Genomic DNA, 20,165 nt, shown 5'->3' with positions numbered 1-20,165 from the left:
CTTCCATCGCGGCTCACGCCGCTCCTACAGCGTCATTCGAGGGAAAGAAGAAACTTCCACTGTGCGGCGGTCACCGGCAGCACCGACAGGCGGTTGCCGCGCTGGGTCAGGGCGAAGCCTTCGCCCAGTTCGTCCGCGTGCTGCTTGATCTCGTCCAGCGATAGGGTGCGCCCCAGCTTCTTCTCGAACTTCACGTCCACCAGCGACCAGCGCGGTTCCTCGCGCGTGCTTTTCGGGTCGTGGTAGTCGGACTTGGGATCGAACTGGGTCGGGTCCGGGTACGCGGTGCTGGCCACGCTGGCCACGCCGACGATGCCCGGCTGCTTGCAGTTGGAGTGGTAGAACAGCACGCCGTCGCCGACCTGCATGCTGCGCATGAAATTGCGCGCCTGGTAGTTGCGCACGCCGTTCCACGGTTCGGTGCCGACCTTGCGCAGGTCGTCGATCGAAAACGCGTCCGGTTCGGACTTCATCAGCCAGTAATGCTTGCGACGGGTCATGCGGGGTTCTTCAGGTGGGTGGCGGAAGGCGTGCAGATGGCGTCGGGCGCTACGTCCCAGTCCTCGGCTTGCAACGGCGCGTCCAGCCGCTGCTGGTCGAAGCCGACGCCGACCAGCCAGGGCGGTGCGGCTACATGGCGGCGGAAGGCGAAGCTGCGGTCGTACCAGCCGCCGCCCATGCCCAGACGCTGCCCGTGCGCGTCGAAGCCGACCAGCGGCATCACCACCAGCGACATGGCTTCGGGAGGCAGCGCGCTGGAAGGTTCGAGGTCGGGTTCGGGAATGCCGAAGCGGTTGCTGACCAGCGGGTCGCCGGAGCGCCACGGCGCGAAGCGCAGTTCCTCGCCGTGCAGCAGCGGCAGGCAGTAGATGCAGCCGGCGGGCAGCTTGAGCTGGAAGACGTGCAGGCCGATCTCGCCGTCGCTGGCCCAGTAGCCGGCGACGTAACCGCCTTCGGTCAGCCATGGCAGGGCCAGCAGTTGCGCGGCCAGGCCATCGGCGGCGGCGATGCGTTGCGCGGCGGGAAGTTCGCGCCGACGTTGCCGGAGTTCGCGGCGCAGGCGGGCGCGCTCCGGGTCGGGTGTGGCGGGTGTGGAATTCACCCGCGAATTCTGCGGGAAAAATACATCCTCCGCCATGACGATGCGTGCGAAACGACCTTGAACCCGGGGTTCAAGTGGGAAGGCTTGGGGGCCATCGGGCTTCCCGCTGCAAGGCGGACCTGCACTCCCGGCTTCCGTTACCGTCCCGTGGTCGTCATTAAGGGACAAGGCGAATGTTTGCACACGCCGTCGTACACGGCAGAGGATGCGTTTGCAGTATAGCCACGTGTTGGAAGATGCAAAAGCCGTTCGTCGGCGTGGCCGATGCGTGCGTGCAGTGGAACCTGCGTGGAACCGGCGGCGGTCGCCTACAGGCCGTCCAGCACCGAGTCCAGCTTGTGCTGCAGGCCGTCGATCGCGCGTGCCAGTTCGCGCTCGCGCGAGCTGTTGGCATCGCGCAGCTGCTGCAGTTCGTGCGCCAGATTCAGCGCGGCCAGCACCGCGACCCGGTCCACCGCGGCCATGCGGTTGTCGCCGCGCACTTCGCGCATCTTGCCGTCCAGCAGCTTGGCCGCGGCCATCAGGCCGTTGCGCTCGCCCGGCTCCACGCCGACCGTGTATTCGCGGTCGAGGATGTGCACGCTGACCGTCTCGTTGGCGCTCACGTGTGCTGCTCCAGCGATTTCAGCCGGGTGATCATCGCCTCGACCCGCGAGCGCGCCTGTTCGTTCTTGGCCAGCAGTTGCGAACGTTCGCCGACCAGTTGCTCCTGCTGGCTGCGCAGGCTGCGGTTCTCCTCGGCCAGGCGCCGGCAGCGTTCGGCCAGCTCGCTGACGCGCTGGACGAGGGCGTGTAGCTGTTCGACGGGATCGGGACTGTCCATGCTGGTCACGATAGACATGCCTCCGGGCAAGGGTCAAGCGGCGGATCATGGCGCGGCCTGCGCGGCGCCGGGCGCGGCCTGGGCGCGGTGCAGGTAGGGCAGGCAGGCGGCGGCGTCCAGCGCTTCGGAGATCAGATAGCCCTGGATCTCGTCGCAATGGTGTTCGCGCAGGAACTGCAGTTGCCCTTCGGTCTCAACGCCTTCGGCGACCACGTTGAGCGACAGCGAATGGCCCATGGCGATGATCGCGCTGGTGATCGCCTCGTCGTCGCGGTCGCGGGTCAGGTCGCCGATGAATTCGCGGTCGATCTTCAGCGCGGTCAGCGGCAGCCGCTTGAGGTAGGCCAGCGAGGAATAGCCGGTGCCGAAGTCGTCGATGGCCAGCGACACGCCGAGCGCGCGGCAGGCGTTGAGGGTGTCGATGTTCTGCCCGGGGTTGGCCATGATCACGCTCTCGGTCAGTTCCAGCTCGAGGAAGCGCGCCGGCAGCCCGGTTTCCTCGAGGGTTCTGGCCACCACCTGCGGCAGATCGCCGCGCTGCAGCTGCAGTGCCGAAACGTTGACCGACACGCACAGCTGGTCGAAGCCGGCGTCGTGCCACTGGCGCAACGTCTGGCAGGCCTGGCGCAGCGCCCAGATGCCGATGTCCAGGATCAGGCCCGACTCCTCGGCCAGCGGAATGAACTGGTCGGGCGAGATGCCGCCGAATTCCTGGCTGTGCCAGCGCAGCAGCGCTTCCATGCCGGTGATACGCTGCGGCCCCATCGACATCCGCGGCTGGTAGACCAGCGCCAGCTCGTTGCGCTCCAGTGCGCGTCGCAGGGCGCTGGCGAGGATGGCGCGATGGCGCATCTTCTCGTCCATCGTCTCCGAATACACCTGGTAGGTGTGGCGACCGGCGGCCTTGGCCTGATACATGGCCGTGTCGGCATGCTTGAGCAGGTCGGTCGGCACCTGCGCATGGTCGGGGTACAGGCTGATGCCGATCGACGGCGAGATCGCCAGTTCCAGCCGGTCGCCGATGCCCAGTGGGCGGGTGAAGGCGGAGATGATCTGCTGGGCGATGGCTTCGGCTTCGGCGGCCGAGCCGACGTCTTCCAGCACCACGGTGAATTCGTCGCCGCTGAGCCGGGCCACCGTGTGTTCGGCGCCGACGGTCTGCTGCACGCGCGCGGCGGCGGCGCGCAGGATGCGATCGCCGGTGGCGTGGCCGAGCGAATCGTTGACGTCCTTGAAGCGGTCCAGGTCGATGAACAGCACCGCGACCCGGCCGTTCTCGCGACGCGCTTTGACGATCGCGCGTGACAGCCGTTCGGACAGCAGCGAACGGTTCGGCAGGCTGGTCAGGGTGTCGTAGTTGGCCAGGTAGCGCAGCTCCTGTTCGGCACGCTTCTGCTCGGTGATGTCGTTGAGCACCAGCACGTACAGCGAACGCTGCCCGCTGGCGTCGGGGACCGCGTTCTTCTCCACCTTGCACAGGATTTCCTCGCCGTCCTTGCGTACTTTCCAGAGCTCGCCGGACCAGCGGCCCTCGCGGGACAGGTTTTCGCGGACCTGGGCCAGGAACTCGGCCCCGTGCTGGCCGCTGTCCAGCATGCCGAGCGGGTGGCCGATGACTTCCTCTTCCTCGTAGCCGGTGATGCGGGTGAAGGCCTGGTTGATGGCGATGAACTTGTAGTCCCAGTCCAGCACCGCAACGGCTTCGCTCATGCTGCGCATGACCTCGCTGGCGATGCGGTGCTCGTATTCGGCGTTGCGGCTGGCGGTGATGTCGCGCGCGGTGCCGGCTAGGCGTACCGGACGGCCGTCACTGTCGCGTTCGACCACCCGTCCGCGCGCGCGCACCCAGACCCAGGTGCCGTTGCCGGACAGGTCCATGCGATGTTCGGACATGAACAGCGGCGATTCGCCTTCCAGATGGCTGCGCAGGCGCTGCATCATCAGCGGCAGGTCCTGCTCGTGGATCGGCGGGACTTCGCCCTGTCGGACCAGCACGGTGATTTCGGCGTTGGCGGCGGCGTTCTCGTCGGCGCGGATGCGGTGCAGGCGGCGACGGACCAGGTCGTAGTCCCAGAACAGCTCGCCCGAAGCCCACAGCGCCAGCTTCAGGTGATCGTCGCGCTGGCGCGGCGATTCGGTCGGCAGGCTCTCGCGCGGCGGTGCCGGGCGCCAGCGCGACCAGTAGTGGCGGGTCGCGACGGCCAGTACGGCCGCCAGCACCAGACCGGCCAGCAGCATCAGCCAGGCCAGTCCCGACGGTGTCGTGGCGGTGGCCATGAGCCCGGCGGCGATGGCGGGAACAGGGAACATGGTCGGCAGGATGTCCCGTGCGGTCCGGTCTTGGACAAGTGCGCAGTGTAGGCGTGCCCTTGCGTCTGCAACAAGCGGATGGCGGCAGTCGAATTGCTACACTTTGCGCATTGTCCCCCTGTGTCCGTTTCCTCCGGGATGCGGATCGCCGTCATGACCGAACTCCCCGAGTTGACCGAGATCGATGCCGCCGCCCGGCAATTGGGGCTGGCCGCGACCCCCAGCGAGCTGCACGGGACGCTGTGCGGCTGGCTGGCCGGTGGCGGCGAGGACGCGCCGGGCTGGCTGCCGAGGGCGCTGACCGATGACGCCCTGCCGGCGCTGCCGCCGGAGCACCCGCTGGAGCGCCTGCGCCAGGCCAGTTCCCACCAGCTGCTGGACCGGGATTTCGCCTTCGAACTGCTGCTGCCGCCTGCCGAAGACGGGCTGGACGGGCGCGCCGAAGCGCTGTTCGACTGGTGCCGCGGCTTCCTCGGCGCCTTTGGACTGGCTGCTGGCGCCAGGCCCGGGCTGTCGGAAGAGGGCGAGGAAGCGTTGCGCGACCTCGCCCGGCTGGCCCAGGCCTCGCCGGAAATCGGCGCCGACGCCGAAGAGGACGAAGCCGCGCTGGCCGAGCTCGAGGAATTCGTCCGCGTGGCGGCCCTGCTGCTGCATGGCGACTGCGTGCTGGCGCGCCGGCACCGGCAGAGCCTGAACTGATGAAGTCGCTGACCGGCATCTCGCCGCGCGAGTTCGCCCGCCGGCGCCGGCAGTTGATGCGCATGGCCGGCGACGACGCCATCCTGATCCTGCCGGCCGCGCCGGAGCGTGTGCGCAGCCACGACACCTATTACCCGTACCGGCAGGATTCGGACTTCTGGTACCTGAGCGGCTTCCCCGAGCCGGAGGCGGTGCTGGTGCTGGTGCCGGGACGCAAGCATGGCGAATGCCTGCTGTTCTGCCGCGAGCGCGACGCCGAGCGCGAATCCTGGGACGGCGCACGCGCCGGGCAGGAGGGCGCGGTGGACGACTACGGCATGGACGACGCCTTCCCGATCGAGGACCTCGATGAGATCCTGCCTGGCCTGCTGGAAGGACGTACGCGGGTGTACTACCACTTCGGCCGCGACGCCGAGTTCGACCTGAAGCTGATCGGCTGGGTCAACCGGGTGCGCGCGCAGGTGCGGCACGGCGCGCAGCCGCCGCACGAGTTTCTGGAACTGGGTCACCTGCTGCACGAGATGCGCCTGTTCAAGTCGAAGGACGAGGTCCGGCTGATGCAGCGTGCGGCCGACATCGGCATGCGCGCGCACCTGGCGGCGATGCGTGCGGCGCGCGCCGGGGTGCCCGAATACGTGCTGCAGGCCGAAGTCGAGCGCGTGTTCCGCGCCGAGGACGCCTGCCCGGCCTATGCCAGCATCGTCGGCGCCGGCGCCAATGCCTGCGTGCTGCATTACGTGGCCAACCGGGCGGCCGCGCGCGACGGCGAGCTGGTGCTGATCGACGCCGGCGCCGAATACCGCGGCTATGCCAGCGACATCACCCGCACCTTCCCGGTCAACGGCCGCTTTTCGAAGGAACAGCGCGCCCTGCACGATCTGGTCGGCGCGGCCCAGGCCGCGGCGCTAGCGCAAGCGCGCCCCGGCGTGCCCTACGAAGCCGGTCATGACGCCGCCGTGGAAACCCTGACCGAAGGCCTGCTGCGGCTGGGTCTGCTGAAGGGCCGGTTGGAGAAGAACATCGCCGAAGGCCACTACAAGCGTTTCTACCGGCACAAGACCGGGCACTGGCTGGGGCTGGACGTGCACGACGTCGGCGAATACCGCATCGACGGCGAATCGCGGCTGCTGGAGCCGGGCATGGTCTACACCATCGAACCGGGCCTGTATGTGGCCGCGGACGACACCCGCGTGGCGGCGAAGTGGCGCGGGATCGGCATCCGCATCGAAGACGACGTGCTGATCACCGACGACGGTCATCGGGTGCTGACCGCCGCACTGGCGCGCAGCGCCGACGAGATCGAAGCGGTGATGGCGGAGGCGACATGAACGCCGCAGAGCGCTACGACGCCTCGCTGCGGCTGTCGGTGGCGCCGATGATGGATTGGACCGACGCGCACTGCCGGGCTTTCCACCGCCTGTTGGCGCCGCATGCGCGGCTGTACACCGAGATGGTGCACGCCAATGCGGTGATCCACGGCGACCGAGCGAAGTTGCTGGCGATGGATCCGTCCGAACATCCGGTGGCGCTGCAACTGGGCGGCAGCGAGCCGGAGCTGCTGGCGCAGGCGGCGCGGATCGGCGCCGATAGCGGCTTCGACGAGATCAACCTCAACTGCGGCTGCCCGTCCGAGCGCGTGCAGTCCGGCAGTTTCGGCGCCTGCCTGATGCGCGAACCGGCGCTGGTGGCCGATTGCGTGGCGACGATGGCCGCGGCGGTATCGGTGCCGGTCACGGTCAAGTGCCGGCTTGGCGTGGACGACGATGACGACTACGAACGTTTCCTCGGCTTCGTCGATGCGGTGGCTGCGGCTGGCTGCGGCATGGTCGTGGTGCATGCGCGCAATGCCTGGCTGAAGGGCTTGTCGCCGAAGGAGAACCGCGAGGTACCGCCGCTGCGCTACGACTGGGCGCACCGGCTCAAGCGCGAACGGCCGTCGTTGCAGGTGGTGGTGAACGGCGGCATCGCCACGCAGTCGGCCGCGCAGGCGCAGCTGGCGCAGGTCGATGGGGTAATGCTGGGTCGCGCGGCCTACCACGACCCGTGGCTGCTGCACGAGCTGGATGCGGCCCTGTACGGCGGGCCGTGCGGCGAACGTGCGCAAAAGCTGCGGGCATTCCGCCCGTATGTCGAAGCGCAGCTGCAGGCCGGGGTCGCGCTCAAACACATCACTCGGCACTTGCTGGGACTGTTCCACGGCCAACCCGGCGGCCGTCGCTTCCGCCAGATCCTCAGCGAGGGCGCGCACCGTCCCGGTGCCGGCTGGGAGCTGCTGGAGCAGGCGCTGGCGGCCACGACACAGGCGACGGCCGCGGCGGCATGATCACCCGCGACGCGCAGGCCTTCGCGCGGATGGCGGCCGATTGCGCTGCCGATTTCGGCGCGGCCACGGCGCGCGCGGCGTTCCTGGTCGCGCCGGAGGGATTCGCCCGCGCCGAGCAATCCGCGCAGGACAACCGCTACATGGCCGATGGCGACGGTTTCGATCCGGCGCGGGCGCTGGCCCAGCATCGCGGTCTGCAGCGGGCGCTGTCGGAGGCGGTGCCGACGCTCTGCTTCGCCGGCCGCGAGGACACGCCCGACGCCGTTTTTCCCAACAACGTGTTCGCCACCGCGCCGGGCCGCTGCATCGTCGGCCGAATGCGTCACGAAGTGCGCCGGCGCGAAGCGGCGCGGGCGGACATCCGCGGCTTCTTCGCCGAGGTGTTGGGTTACCGCGAGATTGACCTGTCGCTGCAGCCGCATCCCTGCGAACTGACTGGCTCGCTGGTGATCGATCGTGCGCGCGGGCTTGGTTACTGCGGCCTGTCCGAGCGTTGCGACGAGGCCGGCGCGGCGCTGATGCACCGGGCCTTCGGCCTGCGCGCCACCCTGATGTTCGATCTAGCGGCCGGCGAGTACCACGCCAACGTGGTGCTGGCGGTGCTGGGCGGACGCGCGGCGCTGATCAGCCCGCGGGGCTTCGCCGATCCGGCGGTGGCCGCGGCCATCGCCCACATCCATGCCCCGCATGCGATCGAACTGGAGCCCGGCGAACACGCCGCCTTCGCCGCCAATGCCATCGCCCTGGGCACGGACCAGGTATGGATGAGCCAGGGCGCGGCCGATTCGCTGCGACCGGCGTCGCAAGCCGCGCTGGAGCGGGCCGGGTTGCGGCTCCGGGCGGTGCCGCTGGACGCCATCGAGGCCGGCGGCGGCTCGCTGCGCTGTTGCGTCGGCGAGATATTCTGAACGCCGTAACCGTGAGCCCGACGCCCGACTGAACGGGGTGGCCCTGCTGTGGATAAGTTCAGACCGGATTCACTGCCCGCGGCCAGAATCGGGGACACGCCACAGGGGGAAGCCGACACCGGCGAACCTGGTCCGACCCGGGCCCAGTTTCGTTCAGCAAAGCTCCGTTACGATTCCGTTATGCATCCACGTTCTCATTCATGGCTCGTCGCGGGCCTGTTGACCGTCGCCTTGTTCTGGGCCAGCGCCGCGCAGGCCCAGCGGGCGCCTGCGCGCGGCGAGCGTCAGCCGCCTTCGCGCCCGGCGATGCCGCGGGTCGAGTCCCGGCAGGCCCAGGAAGCGCCGGTCCGGCAGTCGCGGTCCCAGCCGCGATCCGAATCGCGCCCCGCGCCGACGCCGATGTCCGATTCGGTCCGTCGCGTCCAGCGCAGCACCGGCGGCAAGGTGCTGGGCGCCGAGCGCGTGCAGTACGACGGCCGCGAGATCAACCGGGTCAAGTACGTCGATACCGAGGGCAGCGTCCGCTACATGGACGATGTGCCGCAGCAGCGTCGCGGCGCGGACAGGCGCGGCGACAATGACGTTCGGCCCGCGCGTGACCGCAATCCCGGTGAGCCATAATCGGCCAACAGGTTCGGCCGACGTCGCGTAGCCGCCTTTCGAATCCGTTTCACCTGCGGCCGGGTCGGCCGCCCACAGCATCAGGGAGAAACCATGCGAATCCTGCTGGTTGAAGACGAAGCCCCCCTCCGCGAGACCCTGGCCGCGCGCCTGAAGCGCGAAGGCTTCGCCGTGGACGCGGCCCAGGACGGCGAAGAGGGCCTGTACATGGGCCGGGAAGTGCCGTTCGACGTCGGCATCATCGACCTTGGCCTGCCGAAGATGTCGGGCATGGAGCTGATCAAGGCCCTGCGCGAGGAAGGCAAGAAGTTCCCGATCCTGATCCTGACCGCGCGTTCGAGCTGGCAGGACAAGGTCGAGGGCCTGAAACAGGGCGCCGACGACTACCTGGTCAAGCCGTTCCACGTCGAGGAACTGCTGGCGCGGGTCAATGCCCTGGTCCGCCGCGCCGCCGGCTGGAGCAAGCCGACCCTGGAATGCGGTCCGGTGGCGCTGGACCTGGCCGCGCAGACGGTCAGCGTCGGCGGCGCCAACGTCGACCTGACCAGCTACGAGTACAAGGTGCTGGAGTACCTGATGATGCACGCCGGCGAACTGGTCTCGAAGGCCGACCTGACCGAGCACATCTACCAGCAGGACTTCGACCGTGACTCCAACGTGCTGGAGGTCTTCATCGGCCGCCTGCGCAAGAAGCTGGACCCGGACGGCGAGCTGAAGCCGATCGAGACCGTGCGCGGCCGCGGCTACCGTTTCGCCATTCCGCGCAGCGGGGAAGGCTGATGCCCTCCGGCTCCGGCGAGGGCTGATGCCCGGCGCCGGCGACAAGCGCGGCGCAACCGGCGGGCGCGATCCGTTTTCCGGATGGCGCCCGCGTTCGTTGCGGGCGCGCCAGTTGCTGGCCGCCAGCCTCGGCCTGGTTGCCTTCCTGGCGCTGGCCGGCTACGCGCTGGACCGGGCCTTCGTCGAAACCGCCGAGCGCAACCTGCGCGAACGGCTGGAAAGCTATGCCAACGCCTACGCCAACGACATCGATTTCGACCGCGGCGGAGCGGTGATCGACTACGAAGTGGTCAACAGTCCGCCGGACCCGCGCTTCCTGCAGCCCGGCAGTGGCCTGTACACCCAGATCGTCCTGCCCAGCGGCTACTGGGTGACGATTTCCGGCGAGGGCCCGGCCTTGCCGCAAGGGCGGATGCTGGCCGCGCCGCAGCAGGTGTTCGACGGCCCGCTGCCGGTCACCCAGATCGATGGCAGCGCGGGCGAGGTCTATCGCTATGGCCGCGGCCTGGTGTGGAAGGACGAGTTCCCCTACACCATCTACGTGATGGAGGACACGCGCGCGCTGGCAGGGCAGCTGCGGGTGTTTCGCGGCGCGCTGTGGAGCTATCTCGGCGGCGCCGGGGTGATCCTGCTGTTGCTGCAGATGGCGGTGCTGCGCTGGAGCCTGCGCCCGCTGAACCGGGTGGTGGCCGAACTGGCGCGGGTGCAGCACGGCCAGCTGAGCCGGATGAGCGATCGCCACCCGCGCGAACTGGAGCCGCTGACCGAAAGCATCAACGTGTTGATCGACAGCGAGCGCGAGAATCTGGAGCGCCAGCGCAACACGCTGGCCGACCTGGCCCACAGCCTGAAGACGCCGCTGGCGGTGCTGCGCGCGCAGCTGGACGAGGGCGTGCACGCGATCGCCCTGCGCGATGAGCTGGACACCCAGCTGCGCAAGATGAACAACCTGGTCTCCTACCAGCTGGCGCGGGCGGCTTCCGGCGGCCACAAGCTGTTCGCCGCGCCGGTGGCGATCGAACCCAACGCCGAGGAAATCGTCCGCGGGCTGGAGAAGGTGTACGCGGCCAAGGGCGTGATCTGCGAATTCGAGATCGATCCTTCGGCGCAGTTCCACGGCGAAATCGGCGATCTGCAGGAACTGTTGGGCAATCTGCTGGAGAACGCCTTCAAGTGGGCGCGCTCGCGGGTGCTGCTGACCGCGCAGCCGCGGCTGGACAGCGCACATCGGCGCGCCGGTTTGCTGCTGGCGGTGGAGGACGACGGCCCCGGCATCGCCGAGGAGGACGTGGCCCGCATCCTGCAGCGCGGGGTGCGCGGCGACGAGCGCGTGCAGGGCCACGGCATTGGCCTGGGCATCGTCCAGGACCTGATCCGCGATTACCGCGGTGAGCTGCAGGTGGTGCGTTCGCAGGAACTGGGCGGCGCCTGCTTCATCGTCACCCTGCCGCCCAACCTGTAGCCGGATTCATCCATCCAGCGGCGAGGCGCCGTACAGGCGCTGCAGGTGCGTGGCGACCGACGGCAGCGCCTGTCGCAACCGCTGCGGGCTGGAGAAGTGGTATTCGCTGGCGACGGCGAAGAATTCCTCCGGCGATTCGGCCGCATACGGGTCGATGGCGACGGCGCGGCCGCGATCGACCCGTTGGCAGAAGGCGTCGTATTCGCGTTGGAAATCGCCGGCCCAGTCGCGCAGCCAGGCCGTGGGCAGCGGCGGGGTGCCGTCCAGTTCGCCATCCAGCGCATCCAGCTTGTGCGCCATCTCGTGCACGGCCACGCAGTAGCCGGCATCGGGTTCGTCGAGGTCGGCCTGGACATCGGCCCAGGACAGGATCAGCGGCCCTTGGTCCCAGGCTTCGCCGATCAGCTCGTCCTCCCATTCATGCAGCACGCCGGCGCTGTCGACGTGGCTGCGGTTCACCCGGAACGCATCCGGATAGACGATCAGCTGCGACCAGCCGCGCAGGCCGCCGGCGCCGAATTCCAGCAGCGGCAGGCAGCACAATGCCGCCAGTTGCACGCGCTGTGCATCGTCCAGCGCCAGTCCGCCGAGCGGGGTGATGGTCTTTTCGTGCAGGAAGCGGGTACTGAGTTCGCGCAGCCGTGTCGCGCGCGGTTCATCCAGTCGCATGATCCACGGCGTGGCATCGGCCGCGTCGCGCCAAGTCGCGTCTTCGATCGGGGCGGGGCCCCACTGCAGCCAGCGCGGGAGCCAGGAACGGCCTGCGGTCAGCGGAACATCCCGGGCAGGAAGCTGTGCCAGCGGGCCGGGTGCTGGCGCAGGTGTACATCGCCGCCGTCGCTGGCGCGCGCGGCCGAGGGCTTGGCAGACTTCGCCGCGGCAGGGGCAGGCGTCCGCGACTCGTCCTGCGGGTCGGCCGGGGTCTCGATGTCGGTCGCCGCCGCGCAGCCGGAACCGTCGGCTGTCGCATTGCGGCCGTTCTGGGCCATGGCCGGCGCGGTCAGGCCGGCCAGCAGCAGGGTCAGGCCGATGACGTGAAGCTGGCGCAGTTCTCGGGACACGGACGACTCCTGTCGGGGCGTGCGGATGCTCGCCGAACTATACCGCGAAACCGCGACGGATCGGCTTGCCGGCAGGGGTTCGACAGGCGATTCCCGCATAATCGGCGGCATGGATGCGCTTTCGATCCGAATTCAGGTTCCTGACCCGGCGTTCGACCATCGCCGCGGGTTGTCCGCGGCATGATCGACGAGCGCGAACTGCTGCAGCGGCTGGCGCAGGGGCCGGTCACCGGCGATGCGCTGGCCCGCGAAGGCGGGCTGACCCGTGCGGCGATCTGGAAGCGCGTCCAGGCCCTGCGCGAAGCCGGCATCGACGTACTGGCGCGGCCGGGGCAGGGCTATGCGCTGGCGCAGGTGCCCGATCTGCTGGATCGCGAAACGATCCTGGCGATGCTGGGTGACCGGATCGGCGCGGGGGTGGCCGAAATCGATATCGCCTGGGAGCTGGATTCCACCAACAGCGAACTGCTGCGCCGGCCGACGCCGGAACAGGGCGCGGCCGTGCTGCTGGCCGAACGCCAGACCGGCGGGCGCGGACGCCGCGGCCGCGACTGGGTATCGCCGCTGGCCGCGCACCTGTACCTGTCGCTGGCGCGACACTTCGGCGGCGGGTTGGCGCGATTGGGCGGACTGAGCCTGGTGGCCGGGATCGCCGCGGCTGAAGCGCTGCAATCGATGGGGCTGGATGGCGTGCGGCTGAAATGGCCGAACGACCTGATGGTCGAAGGTCGCAAGCTGGGTGGCCTGCTGGTCGAGGGCGGCGGCGAACATGGCGGTCCGGTGCGCGCGGTGATCGGCCTGGGCGTCAACGTGCGCATGCCGCCGGCGGTCGCGGCCGCGATCGACCAGCCCTGGACCGACCTGCAGGCCTGGTTGCCGGCACCGTCGCGCAACGCACTGGCGGCCGAGGTGCTGCAAGCACTGCTGCCGGCGCTGGACTGCTTCGATGCCGAAGGCCTGACGCCGTTCCTGCCGCGTTTCGCGGCGCTGGACGCGCTGGCCGGGCGCGAGATCGTGGTGCGGACCGGTACCGACGAACAGCGCGGCGTGGCCGGCGGCATTGCCGAAGACGGCGCCCTGCGCCTGCTGTGCGGGAACGGCGAACTGCGCGTGCACGCCGGCGAAGTCAGCGTGAGGGCCGCATGAGCACCTGGCTGTTCGACCTCGGCAATACCCGGCTCAAGTGTGCGCGGCTGGATGACGCTGGCCGCCTGCAGGCGGTGCGGGCCCTGGCCCACGGCGAAGACGGTTTCGCCGAAGCGCTCGATGCGACGTTGCCGCAGCGGGCCGAGGTCGCCTGCGTGGCCAGCGTGGCTTCGCCGGCGTTGACCCTGCAACTGTTGCAACGGCTGGGCACGCGTTTTCGCCGCATCAGCATCGCGCGCACGCAGTCGCGGCTGTCCGGCGTCCGTATCGCCTATGCCGATCCGTCGAAGCTGGGCGTGGACCGCTTCCTGGCCCTGCTGGCGGCGCATGCGATGCAGGCGGGGCCGCAGCTGGTGGTCGGCGTCGGCACCGCGCTGACGCTGGACCTGCTCGATGCCGAAGGCCTGCATCGCGGCGGCCTGATCGCCCCGTCGCCACGACTGATGCGCCTGTCCCTGCACGAGGCGGCGGCGCAGTTGCCGGCTGCGGGTGGCGAGGTCGTCGACTTCGCCACCGACACCGCCGGCGCGCTGGCCTCGGGCTGTCAGAGTGCGGCCCTGGGGTTGCTCGAACGCAGCCTGCGACTGGCGCAGGAACGCTTGGGCACCGCGCCATGCGTGCTGCTGCATGGCGGCGGTGCCGACGAACTGCAGACGCAACTGCCGCGGGCCGATCGGGTCCCGGACCTGGTGCTGCGCGGGCTGGCGATCTGGGTCGGCATCGCCTCTACGGCGTCGTGAGCCGATGGCCGATGTGAGATGCGGTGCGGGGAAACCCTGCCGTGCCAGCCGGTAGAATCCGCGCATGTGGATTCGCATCCTGATTGTCCTGCTGGCTGTGCTGAACCTTGGCGTGGCGGCCTGGTGGATTTCGCGGCCACCGGCTGCAGCCACGCCGGTACCTGCCGCGATCGCGATGCCGGCCGGCGTCGCGCCGTTGCAGTTGCTCGACGAAGACGTTGTGGTGGATGCCCTGCCGGCAGACGACGTTCCCGCGACCGCGGATGCCGCGACGGGTCCGGATTCGCAGACTCCGCCGGCCAAGGCGCCGGATGTCGTCGAAGTCGCAGCCGAAACACCGGTCGCGGCTGAAGCGGCGCCCGTGATCGAACGCCGTTGCTACGTCGTCGGCCCTTACGACAATGAAGCCGCGGCGCGTGCGGCGCTAGGTCGGCTGGCCGCCGATGCGCCCGGTTCGTGGGTGCGCGGAACCGAAGCCTCGGCCAGTGCCTGGATGGTGCTGGTCCCGCCGGCTCCCGATCTGGCTACGGCGCAGGCGACGGCAAGGCGCATCATCGATGCCGGATTCACCGACTACTTCGTCATCAGCAGCGGCGAACAGGCCAATGCCATCTCGCTGGGCCGCTACCAGAACCGCGAGGGCGCATTGCGCAGGCAGAAGACCATGGCCGACGCCGGTTTCGAAACCCGCCTGCAGCCGGCCGGCAAGGTGGTGCCGGCGCAATGGTGGCTGGACGTGGCCGCCACCGCGCTGGACACGGCGCAACTGCAATCGCGCAGCGGCGGCGCCCCGGTGCGTTCGCGACCCTGCACGGCCCTGCGCTAGAATGCGCCGCGCTTTCCGTGCCGCTTTAGCTCAGTTGGTAGAGCAACCGCCTTGTAAGCGGTAGGTCGTCCGTTCGAATCGGACAAGCGGCACCATCGTTCCCGACGTTTTCGGGTGCCTCGTGCGACACGCGTGTTGCGATGCCACAGGGCGTTGCGAATGCGCGCGATACAATCGATGCATGTTGCATTCGACGACGTGCCGATGAGCCGCAGTTTTCCTCCCGCTTCGCTGATCGGCGTGCCCACCGACGTAGGCGCGGGGCATCGTGGCGCGCGCATGGGACCGGATGCGCTGCGCATCGCCGGTCTCGGCGAGGCGCTGACGGCACGCGGCATTTCCGTGCGTGACGTCGGCAACGTGGATGGCCCGTCGAATCCGTGGCAGCCGCCGCACGAAGGCTATCGACACCTCGGTGAGGCGGTGGCCTGGAATCGCGGCACGATGCAGGCGGTACGCACCGAGCTGACGGCCGGGCGCATGCCGATCATGTTGGGCGGCGACCACTGCCTGGCGATCGGTTCGATCACCGCGGTCGCGCAGCACTGCCGTGAGCAGGGCAAGCGCCTGCGCGTGCTGTGGCTGGACGCGCATTCGGACTTCAACACCAGCCAGGTGACGCCGTCGGGCAACATCCACGGCATGCCGGTGGCCTGCCTGTGCGGGCTGGGGCCGGAACCGTTGGTCCGGCTGGGCGGCGAGGCGCCGGCGATGTCGCCGGGCGACATCCGCCAGATCGGCATCCGTTCGGTCGACCCGGAAGAAAAACGGCTGATCAAGCAGTACGGCATCGACGTCTACGACATGCGCTACATCGACGAGAACGGCATGCGGCGGACGATGGAGGCGGCGCTGGAGGGCGTCGATGCGGACACCCACCTGCACGTCAGCTTCGATGTCGATTTCCTCGATCCCGGCATCGCGCCCGGGGTCGGCACCACGGTGCCGGGCGGGCCGAACTACCGCGAGGCGCAACTGGTCATGGAGATGATCGCCGACAGCGGGCGGATGGGTTCGCTGGACATCGTCGAGCTGAATCCGGTGCTGGACAGCCGCAACCAGACCGCTGAACTGGCCGTGGATCTGGTCGAAAGCCTGTTCGGCAAGTCCACGCTGATGCGCGACTGAACCGTTCGCACCAAGGCCTTCATTTGCCTCGGCGGCCGGTGCATGATGGTGCCATCGCGCCGCGCGCCGAACGACCACGAGGAACCGCCATGAAACGCTCCGCCACCGTCCTGCTGCTGTGCCTGCTCTCGCTGTGCCTGCTGTCCGCCTGCAACACCGTCAAGGGGGTCGGCAAGGACATCCAGAAGGCCGGCGAGAAGATCGAGGACGTGTCCGGCAAGTAAGCCGCGCGGTTCCGCGAATCCGGGGCGGCGGGCTTGGGCCTGCCGCCCTTTTCGTGCCCGTGCGGCGGAACTCAGCGCCAGCCCGGCGGGTCGGCGACGAAGCCTTCCGGGAAGGCCCGCGGCGTTCGCGGTGCACGCCAGTCCGGTGATCGCCGCGGCAGCACGCCCAGTGTGACCAGCCGGTCGCGGCGGTCGTAGCGCAGCTCGCTGACCTGGGCCGGGCTGCGGCTGGCGCGGACGAATTCGGTCTGCCCGACCGGCGCCCATTCGCGCTGGCCGTGGCCGGTGCCGATGCGCTGTTCGGCCATGTCGGCGGCGGCTTCGGCCTCCCGCGACTGCGGCGCGGACTTGGCGGCGGCGCCGGCTTCGGCGCGGGCGACCGGCGGCGTCATCGGCCGGTAGCGGGGACGTTCGCGGAACACCGCGATGCCGATCACGCCGATGTTGTCCGGGCGACCGGTGCGGGCGGCGTAGCTGTCGCCGACATCGGTGAAGACGAACTGGGCGATCTCGTCCAGCGACTTGCGCCAGCCAGCGATCTCGGCGGTCTCCCACGGCCCCAGCACGTAGCCGGCCTGCGACGGCGATGCGGTCTGTCCGCTGACCGCATTGACCCCGTCGACCGACAGCACTACCAGCACGCGCTGGCCGGTGGTGTTGGTCAGCCGCACGCTGTAACGGTGACCGGGGTGGCCGGCGACCCAGGTGTCGCCGCGATGCGGGTATTCGTTCAGGACCTGGCCGCTGTCGCGATCGACCAGGGACAGGCGGACCAGCGGCTCGGCGCGGGCCGGGGCGCAGGCGGCAATGGCGATCAGCATCGCCAGCAGAGGAAAGATTCGGCGCAGCATGGACGTTCTCCGTATGGGTCGGATGGGAAAACGTCCGGGCTGGCGGAACGGGGTTGCGGCGGCGGGCAGTTACACTGTCGGGCCCGGCAATACCGATCTTCTCGCATGACCACCCGCGTCCTCACCGGCATCACCACTTCCGGCACCCCGCACCTGGGCAACTATGTCGGCGCCGTGCGCCCGGCCATCGCCGCCAGCCGCGCCGCCGGCAGCGAGAGCTTCTATTTCCTGGCCGATCTGCACAGCCTGATCAAGGCCCAGGATCCGGCCATGACCCAGCGCTCGACGCTGGAGATCGCCGCGACCTGGCTGGCCTGCGGTCTGGACCCGGACACGGTGTGGTTCTACCGACAGAGCGACATCCCCGAGATCACCGAGCTGACCTGGCTGCTGACCTGCGTGGCCGGCAAGGGCATCCTGAACCGCGCCCACGCCTACAAGGCGGCGGTGGACAAGAACCGCGCCGAGGGCGAGGACGACGATGCCGGCATCACCGCCGGTTTGTTCATGTATCCGGTGCTGATGGCGGCCGACATTCTGGTGTTCAACGCCGACCAGGTGCCGGTCGGCCGCGACCAGATCCAGCACATCGAGATGGCGCGCGATTTCGGCCAGCGTTTCAACCACGTCTACGGCAAGGATTATTTCGTCCTGCCCGAGGCGCTGGTGGACGACAACGTGGCCACGCTGCCCGGCCTGGACGGGCGCAAGATGAGCAAGAGCTATGGCAACACCATTCCGTTGTTCGCACCCCGCAACGAACTGAAGAAGTTGATCGCCGGCATCGTCACCGATTCGCGCACGCCGGGCGAACCGAAGGACACCGAGGGCTCGGCACTGTTCCAGCTGTACCAGGCCTTCGCCGACGCGGAGGAAACCGCCGCCTTCGCCGCCGATTTCGCTGCCGGCATCGGCTGGGGCGATGCCAAGCAGAAGTTGTTCGAACGCATCGACGCCGAAGTCGCGCCGCTGCGCGACACCTACGAGGCGCTGATCGCCAAGCCGGGCGAGATCGAAGCGATCCTGCGCGACGGCGCACGCCGGCTGCGCGAGAAGTACGCGACGCTGTTCCTGGCCGAACTGCGTCAGGCGGTCGGCTTGCGCAACCTGTCGTCGCAGGCTGCGACCACGAAGAAGACGGCGGCCAGGGCCGCGACGCCGCAGTTCAAGCAGTATCGCGAGAGCGATGGTCGCTTCTACTTCAAGTTGCTCGGTGTCGATGGTCGGCTGCTGCTGCAAAGCGTCGGTCACCAATCGCCGCGCGAAGCCGGGCAGCAGATCGCGCGTCTGCGCCAGCAGGGCGCGCAGGCGCTGCGCCACGCCGGCGAAGGCGCGTTGCAGCTGGGCGAGGAACTGGTCGGCCACCTGCATGCCGGCATCGAACTGGCCGACGTGGCACAGGCGCTGCTGGAGCTGGCCGAGGACGCGTGATGCCCGGGCACGGCATCCATGTTGTCGATACCGGCTTCCATCGACCGCGTTTCGATGCGGCCTACCTGCTGGTGGAAAATGGCCGTGGCGCCTTCATCGATTGCGGTACCAATCATTCGGTGCCCTTGCTGCTGCAAGCCCTAGACAAGGCCGGGCTGCAGCCGTCCGAAGTGGACTGGCTGATCCTGACCCACGTGCATCTGGACCACGCCGGCGGCGCCGGCCTGCTGATGCAGCAGCTGCCGAACGCAACCCTGGTAGTGCATCCGCGCGGGGCGCGGCACATGATCGATCCCTCGAAGCTGATCGCTGGTGCGACCGCGGTCTATGGCGAGGCGGAAGTGCAGCGCAGCTACGGCACCTTGCAACCGGTGCCGGAAGCCCGGGTGCGGGTGGCCGCCGATGGCGAGCGCATCGACCTGGCCGGCCGCGAGCTGCTGTGCGTGGACACCCCGGGGCATGCACGCCACCACCATTGCATCTGGGACGCGCGCAGCCGCTGCTGGTTCACCGGCGACACCTTCGGCCTGTCGTACCGCGAACTGGACACGGCGCGCGGACCGTTCGTACTGCCGACGACCACGCCGGTGCAGTTCGAACCGGAGGCGCTGAAGGACTCGATCGACCGGCTGCTCTCACGTTCGCCCGAAGGCATGTACCTGACCCACTACGGCCGTATCGGCGCCAGCGCGGAGGAGGTACGCGGGTTCGCCGCCGCGCTGTGCGAGCAGATCGACGCGATGGTCGCCATCGCACGCGACTGCGCCGGCCGGGAGGGCCGGCATGCCGCCATCACTGCCGCGCTGGCCGAGCTGTACCTGTCGCGTGTACGCAGGCACGGGGTGACGCTGGACGATGCCCGCGTGCGCGAGGTGCTGGGCAGCGACATCGAACTCAATGCGCAGGGGCTGGAAGTCTGGCTGGATCGCGCCGCGGCCTGAGTTTTCTCCGTTTCAGTCGGGTAGGGCCAGGTCGTCGAGCATCACGCGCAGGAAGCGCGCGGCCTCGCCACCGGTGCAGGCGCGGTGATCGAAGCTCAGCGACAGCGGGATGATCTTGTGCGCTTCCAGCCCGTCGCCGGCCGGCATCGGTTGCATCCGGGCACGGCCGGCGGCGACGATCGCCACGCTCGGCGGCACCACGATCGGGGTGGCATAGCGGCCGGCGAACATGCCGAAGTTGGACAGCGAGATGGTGTGCCCGGTCAGTTCGGAGGCAGCGATGCTGCGGTCGCCGACCTGGGCGCGCAGGCGGTCGACCGCGTCGCGGATGCCGCGACCGTCCAGCAGGTCGGCGTTGCGCAGCGCCGGCACGAACAGACCGTCGTCGGTATCCACCGCGATGCCGATATCGACATGCGGGTGCAGGGTGCGGACCAGGGCCTCGCCGTCGAACCACGCGTTCAGCGCCGGCACCGCGCGGCAGGCGGCGACGATGGCGCGGACCAGACGCACGGTGACGTCGTTGCCGTCGCGCCAGGCATGGATGTCGGCGTCGTCGTTGAGTGTGGTCGGCACCACCTGGCGATGGGCATCGGCCATCACCCGCGCCATGTTGCGGCGAACGCCCTTCAGCGGTTCGGGCTGGCCGGCAGTGGTCGTGCCGGGCGGCTGCGTGCGCATCGGCTTGCCGGACGCGGACAGCGGCGTGCGTTGTTCGGGAGCCCTTCCTTCGCGTGCGGGGGAAGGGGCTCTGGCTCTTTTTCACATTTCCCAGCCCACCAGACTCCT

Annotated in this window: 22 protein-coding genes, 1 tRNA gene, 1 other RNA gene and 1 pseudogene; 15 read left to right on the top strand and 10 right to left on the bottom strand. The window is 69.2% G+C overall.

Going from position 1 to position 20,165, the window contains the following annotated elements:
- Positions 1-32: 32 nt before the first annotated feature.
- From CSC70_RS00125 to CSC70_RS00100, 6 genes are all read right to left on the bottom strand, one after another.
- Positions 33-500 carry an EVE domain-containing protein gene (locus CSC70_RS00125; RefSeq protein ID WP_162454614.1) on the bottom strand — a complete coding sequence of 156 codons (468 nt, stop codon included), beginning with the start codon at positions 498-500 and terminating at the stop codon, positions 33-35.
- Positions 497-1,138, bottom strand: coding sequence for a 5-formyltetrahydrofolate cyclo-ligase (locus CSC70_RS00120; RefSeq protein WP_162454613.1), 642 nt, complete (start codon positions 1,136-1,138; stop codon positions 497-499). The genes CSC70_RS00125 and CSC70_RS00120 overlap by 4 nt, the downstream gene beginning before the upstream one ends.
- A non-coding RNA gene (ssrS, locus tag CSC70_RS00115) (6S RNA) lies at positions 1,125-1,310 on the bottom strand. Before ssrS ends, CSC70_RS00120 begins: the two co-directional genes overlap by 14 nt.
- A 100-nt stretch (positions 1,311-1,410) precedes the next feature.
- Positions 1,411-1,707 carry a cell division protein ZapA gene (locus CSC70_RS00110; RefSeq protein ID WP_162454612.1) on the bottom strand — a complete coding sequence of 99 codons (297 nt, stop codon included), beginning with the start codon at positions 1,705-1,707 and terminating at the stop codon, positions 1,411-1,413.
- Complete coding sequence (locus CSC70_RS00105; RefSeq protein ID WP_162455293.1) at positions 1,704-1,925, bottom strand: TIGR02449 family protein; 222 nt, start codon at positions 1,923-1,925, stop codon at positions 1,704-1,706. The genes CSC70_RS00110 and CSC70_RS00105 overlap by 4 nt, the downstream gene beginning before the upstream one ends.
- A 45-nt stretch (positions 1,926-1,970) precedes the next feature.
- Positions 1,971-4,235, bottom strand: a complete 2,265-nt coding sequence (locus tag CSC70_RS00100) for a putative bifunctional diguanylate cyclase/phosphodiesterase (RefSeq protein ID WP_246189278.1) — start codon at positions 4,233-4,235, stop codon at positions 1,971-1,973.
- Positions 4,236-4,388: 153 nt separating this feature from the next.
- Here CSC70_RS00100 and CSC70_RS00095 point away from each other — a divergent pair, with 153 nt between their 5' ends.
- From CSC70_RS00095 to CSC70_RS00065, 7 genes are all read left to right on the top strand, one after another.
- Positions 4,389-4,934 (top strand): UPF0149 family protein, encoded by a 546-nt coding sequence (locus tag CSC70_RS00095; RefSeq protein WP_162454611.1) that lies wholly within the window; start codon positions 4,389-4,391, stop codon positions 4,932-4,934.
- Positions 4,934-6,262, top strand: a complete 1,329-nt coding sequence (locus tag CSC70_RS00090; protein ID WP_162454610.1) for an aminopeptidase P N-terminal domain-containing protein — start codon at positions 4,934-4,936, stop codon at positions 6,260-6,262. The genes CSC70_RS00095 and CSC70_RS00090 overlap by 1 nt, the downstream gene beginning before the upstream one ends.
- Entirely contained in the window at positions 6,259-7,257 is a 999-nt protein-coding gene (gene dusA, locus CSC70_RS00085; RefSeq protein ID WP_162454609.1) for a tRNA dihydrouridine(20/20a) synthase DusA, read from the top strand. Before CSC70_RS00090 ends, dusA begins: the two co-directional genes overlap by 4 nt.
- The gene (locus CSC70_RS00080; protein ID WP_162454608.1) at positions 7,254-8,165 is read left to right on the top strand and encodes an arginine deiminase-related protein; all 912 of its coding nucleotides are present in this window, start codon (positions 7,254-7,256) and stop codon (positions 8,163-8,165) included. Before dusA ends, CSC70_RS00080 begins: the two co-directional genes overlap by 4 nt.
- A 219-nt stretch (positions 8,166-8,384) precedes the next feature.
- Positions 8,385-8,786: a hypothetical protein gene (locus CSC70_RS00075; RefSeq protein WP_162454597.1), complete on the top strand. Its 402-nt coding sequence runs from the start codon at positions 8,385-8,387 to the stop codon at positions 8,784-8,786.
- Positions 8,787-8,879: 93 nt separating this feature from the next.
- Positions 8,880-9,566, top strand: coding sequence for a response regulator transcription factor (locus CSC70_RS00070; RefSeq protein WP_162454607.1), 687 nt, complete (start codon positions 8,880-8,882; stop codon positions 9,564-9,566).
- Between the two features lie 25 nt (positions 9,567-9,591).
- Positions 9,592-11,028: an ATP-binding protein gene (locus CSC70_RS00065; protein WP_162454606.1), complete on the top strand. Its 1,437-nt coding sequence runs from the start codon at positions 9,592-9,594 to the stop codon at positions 11,026-11,028.
- Positions 11,029-11,034: 6 nt separating this feature from the next.
- Here CSC70_RS00065 and CSC70_RS00060 read toward each other — a convergent pair whose 3' ends face one another.
- On the bottom strand, positions 11,035-11,829 hold the full coding sequence (locus CSC70_RS00060; protein ID WP_162455291.1) for a M90 family metallopeptidase: 795 nt from the start codon (positions 11,827-11,829) through the stop codon (positions 11,035-11,037).
- The gene (locus CSC70_RS00055) at positions 11,796-12,089 is read right to left on the bottom strand and encodes a hypothetical protein (RefSeq protein WP_162454605.1); all 294 of its coding nucleotides are present in this window, start codon (positions 12,087-12,089) and stop codon (positions 11,796-11,798) included. The genes CSC70_RS00060 and CSC70_RS00055 overlap by 34 nt, the downstream gene beginning before the upstream one ends.
- A 180-nt stretch (positions 12,090-12,269) precedes the next feature.
- Here CSC70_RS00055 and birA point away from each other — a divergent pair, with 180 nt between their 5' ends.
- From birA to CSC70_RS00025, 6 genes are all read left to right on the top strand, one after another.
- Positions 12,270-13,235 carry a bifunctional biotin--[acetyl-CoA-carboxylase] ligase/biotin operon repressor BirA gene (gene birA, locus CSC70_RS00050; RefSeq protein ID WP_162454604.1) on the top strand — a complete coding sequence of 322 codons (966 nt, stop codon included), beginning with the start codon at positions 12,270-12,272 and terminating at the stop codon, positions 13,233-13,235.
- A complete protein-coding gene (locus tag CSC70_RS00045; RefSeq protein WP_162454603.1) occupies positions 13,232-13,975 on the top strand; it encodes a type III pantothenate kinase in 744 nt (247 codons plus the stop codon). Before birA ends, CSC70_RS00045 begins: the two co-directional genes overlap by 4 nt.
- Before the next feature lie 64 nt (positions 13,976-14,039).
- Positions 14,040-14,801, top strand: coding sequence for an SPOR domain-containing protein (locus CSC70_RS00040; protein WP_162454602.1), 762 nt, complete (start codon positions 14,040-14,042; stop codon positions 14,799-14,801).
- A 19-nt stretch (positions 14,802-14,820) separates the two neighbouring features.
- Positions 14,821-14,896, top strand: a tRNA-Thr gene (locus CSC70_RS00035).
- A gap of 109 nt (positions 14,897-15,005) precedes the next feature.
- On the top strand, positions 15,006-15,929 hold the full coding sequence (rocF, locus tag CSC70_RS00030; protein WP_162455290.1) for an arginase: 924 nt from the start codon (positions 15,006-15,008) through the stop codon (positions 15,927-15,929).
- Positions 15,930-16,018: 89 nt separating this feature from the next.
- Positions 16,019-16,153, top strand: coding sequence for an entericidin A/B family lipoprotein (locus CSC70_RS00025; protein WP_162454601.1), 135 nt, complete (start codon positions 16,019-16,021; stop codon positions 16,151-16,153).
- A 71-nt stretch (positions 16,154-16,224) separates the two neighbouring features.
- Here the strand turns inward: CSC70_RS00025 and CSC70_RS00020 are convergent, their stop codons facing one another.
- A complete protein-coding gene (locus tag CSC70_RS00020) occupies positions 16,225-17,001 on the bottom strand; it encodes a hypothetical protein (RefSeq protein WP_162455289.1) in 777 nt (258 codons plus the stop codon).
- 108 nt (positions 17,002-17,109) lie between these two features.
- Between CSC70_RS00020 and CSC70_RS00015 the strand changes: the two genes are divergently transcribed.
- Both CSC70_RS00015 and CSC70_RS00010 read left to right on the top strand, forming a co-directional pair.
- A complete protein-coding gene (locus CSC70_RS00015) occupies positions 17,110-18,435 on the top strand; it encodes a tryptophan--tRNA ligase (RefSeq protein WP_162454600.1) in 1,326 nt (441 codons plus the stop codon).
- Positions 18,435-19,376, top strand: a complete 942-nt coding sequence (locus CSC70_RS00010) for an MBL fold metallo-hydrolase (RefSeq protein ID WP_162454599.1) — start codon at positions 18,435-18,437, stop codon at positions 19,374-19,376. The genes CSC70_RS00015 and CSC70_RS00010 overlap by 1 nt, the downstream gene beginning before the upstream one ends.
- Positions 19,377-19,388: 12 nt before the next feature.
- Here the strand turns inward: CSC70_RS00010 and CSC70_RS00005 are convergent.
- A pseudogene (locus tag CSC70_RS00005) lies at positions 19,389-20,126 on the bottom strand (dihydrolipoamide acetyltransferase family protein); the annotation flags it as partial.
- Between the last annotated feature and the right edge of the window lie 39 nt (positions 20,127-20,165).

This window comes from Pseudoxanthomonas kalamensis DSM 18571 (genome assembly GCF_010211745.1).
Lineage (GTDB): Bacteria > Pseudomonadota > Gammaproteobacteria > Xanthomonadales > Xanthomonadaceae > Pseudoxanthomonas_A > Pseudoxanthomonas_A kalamensis.
This window is presented reverse-complemented; position numbering and strand designations above follow the sequence as displayed.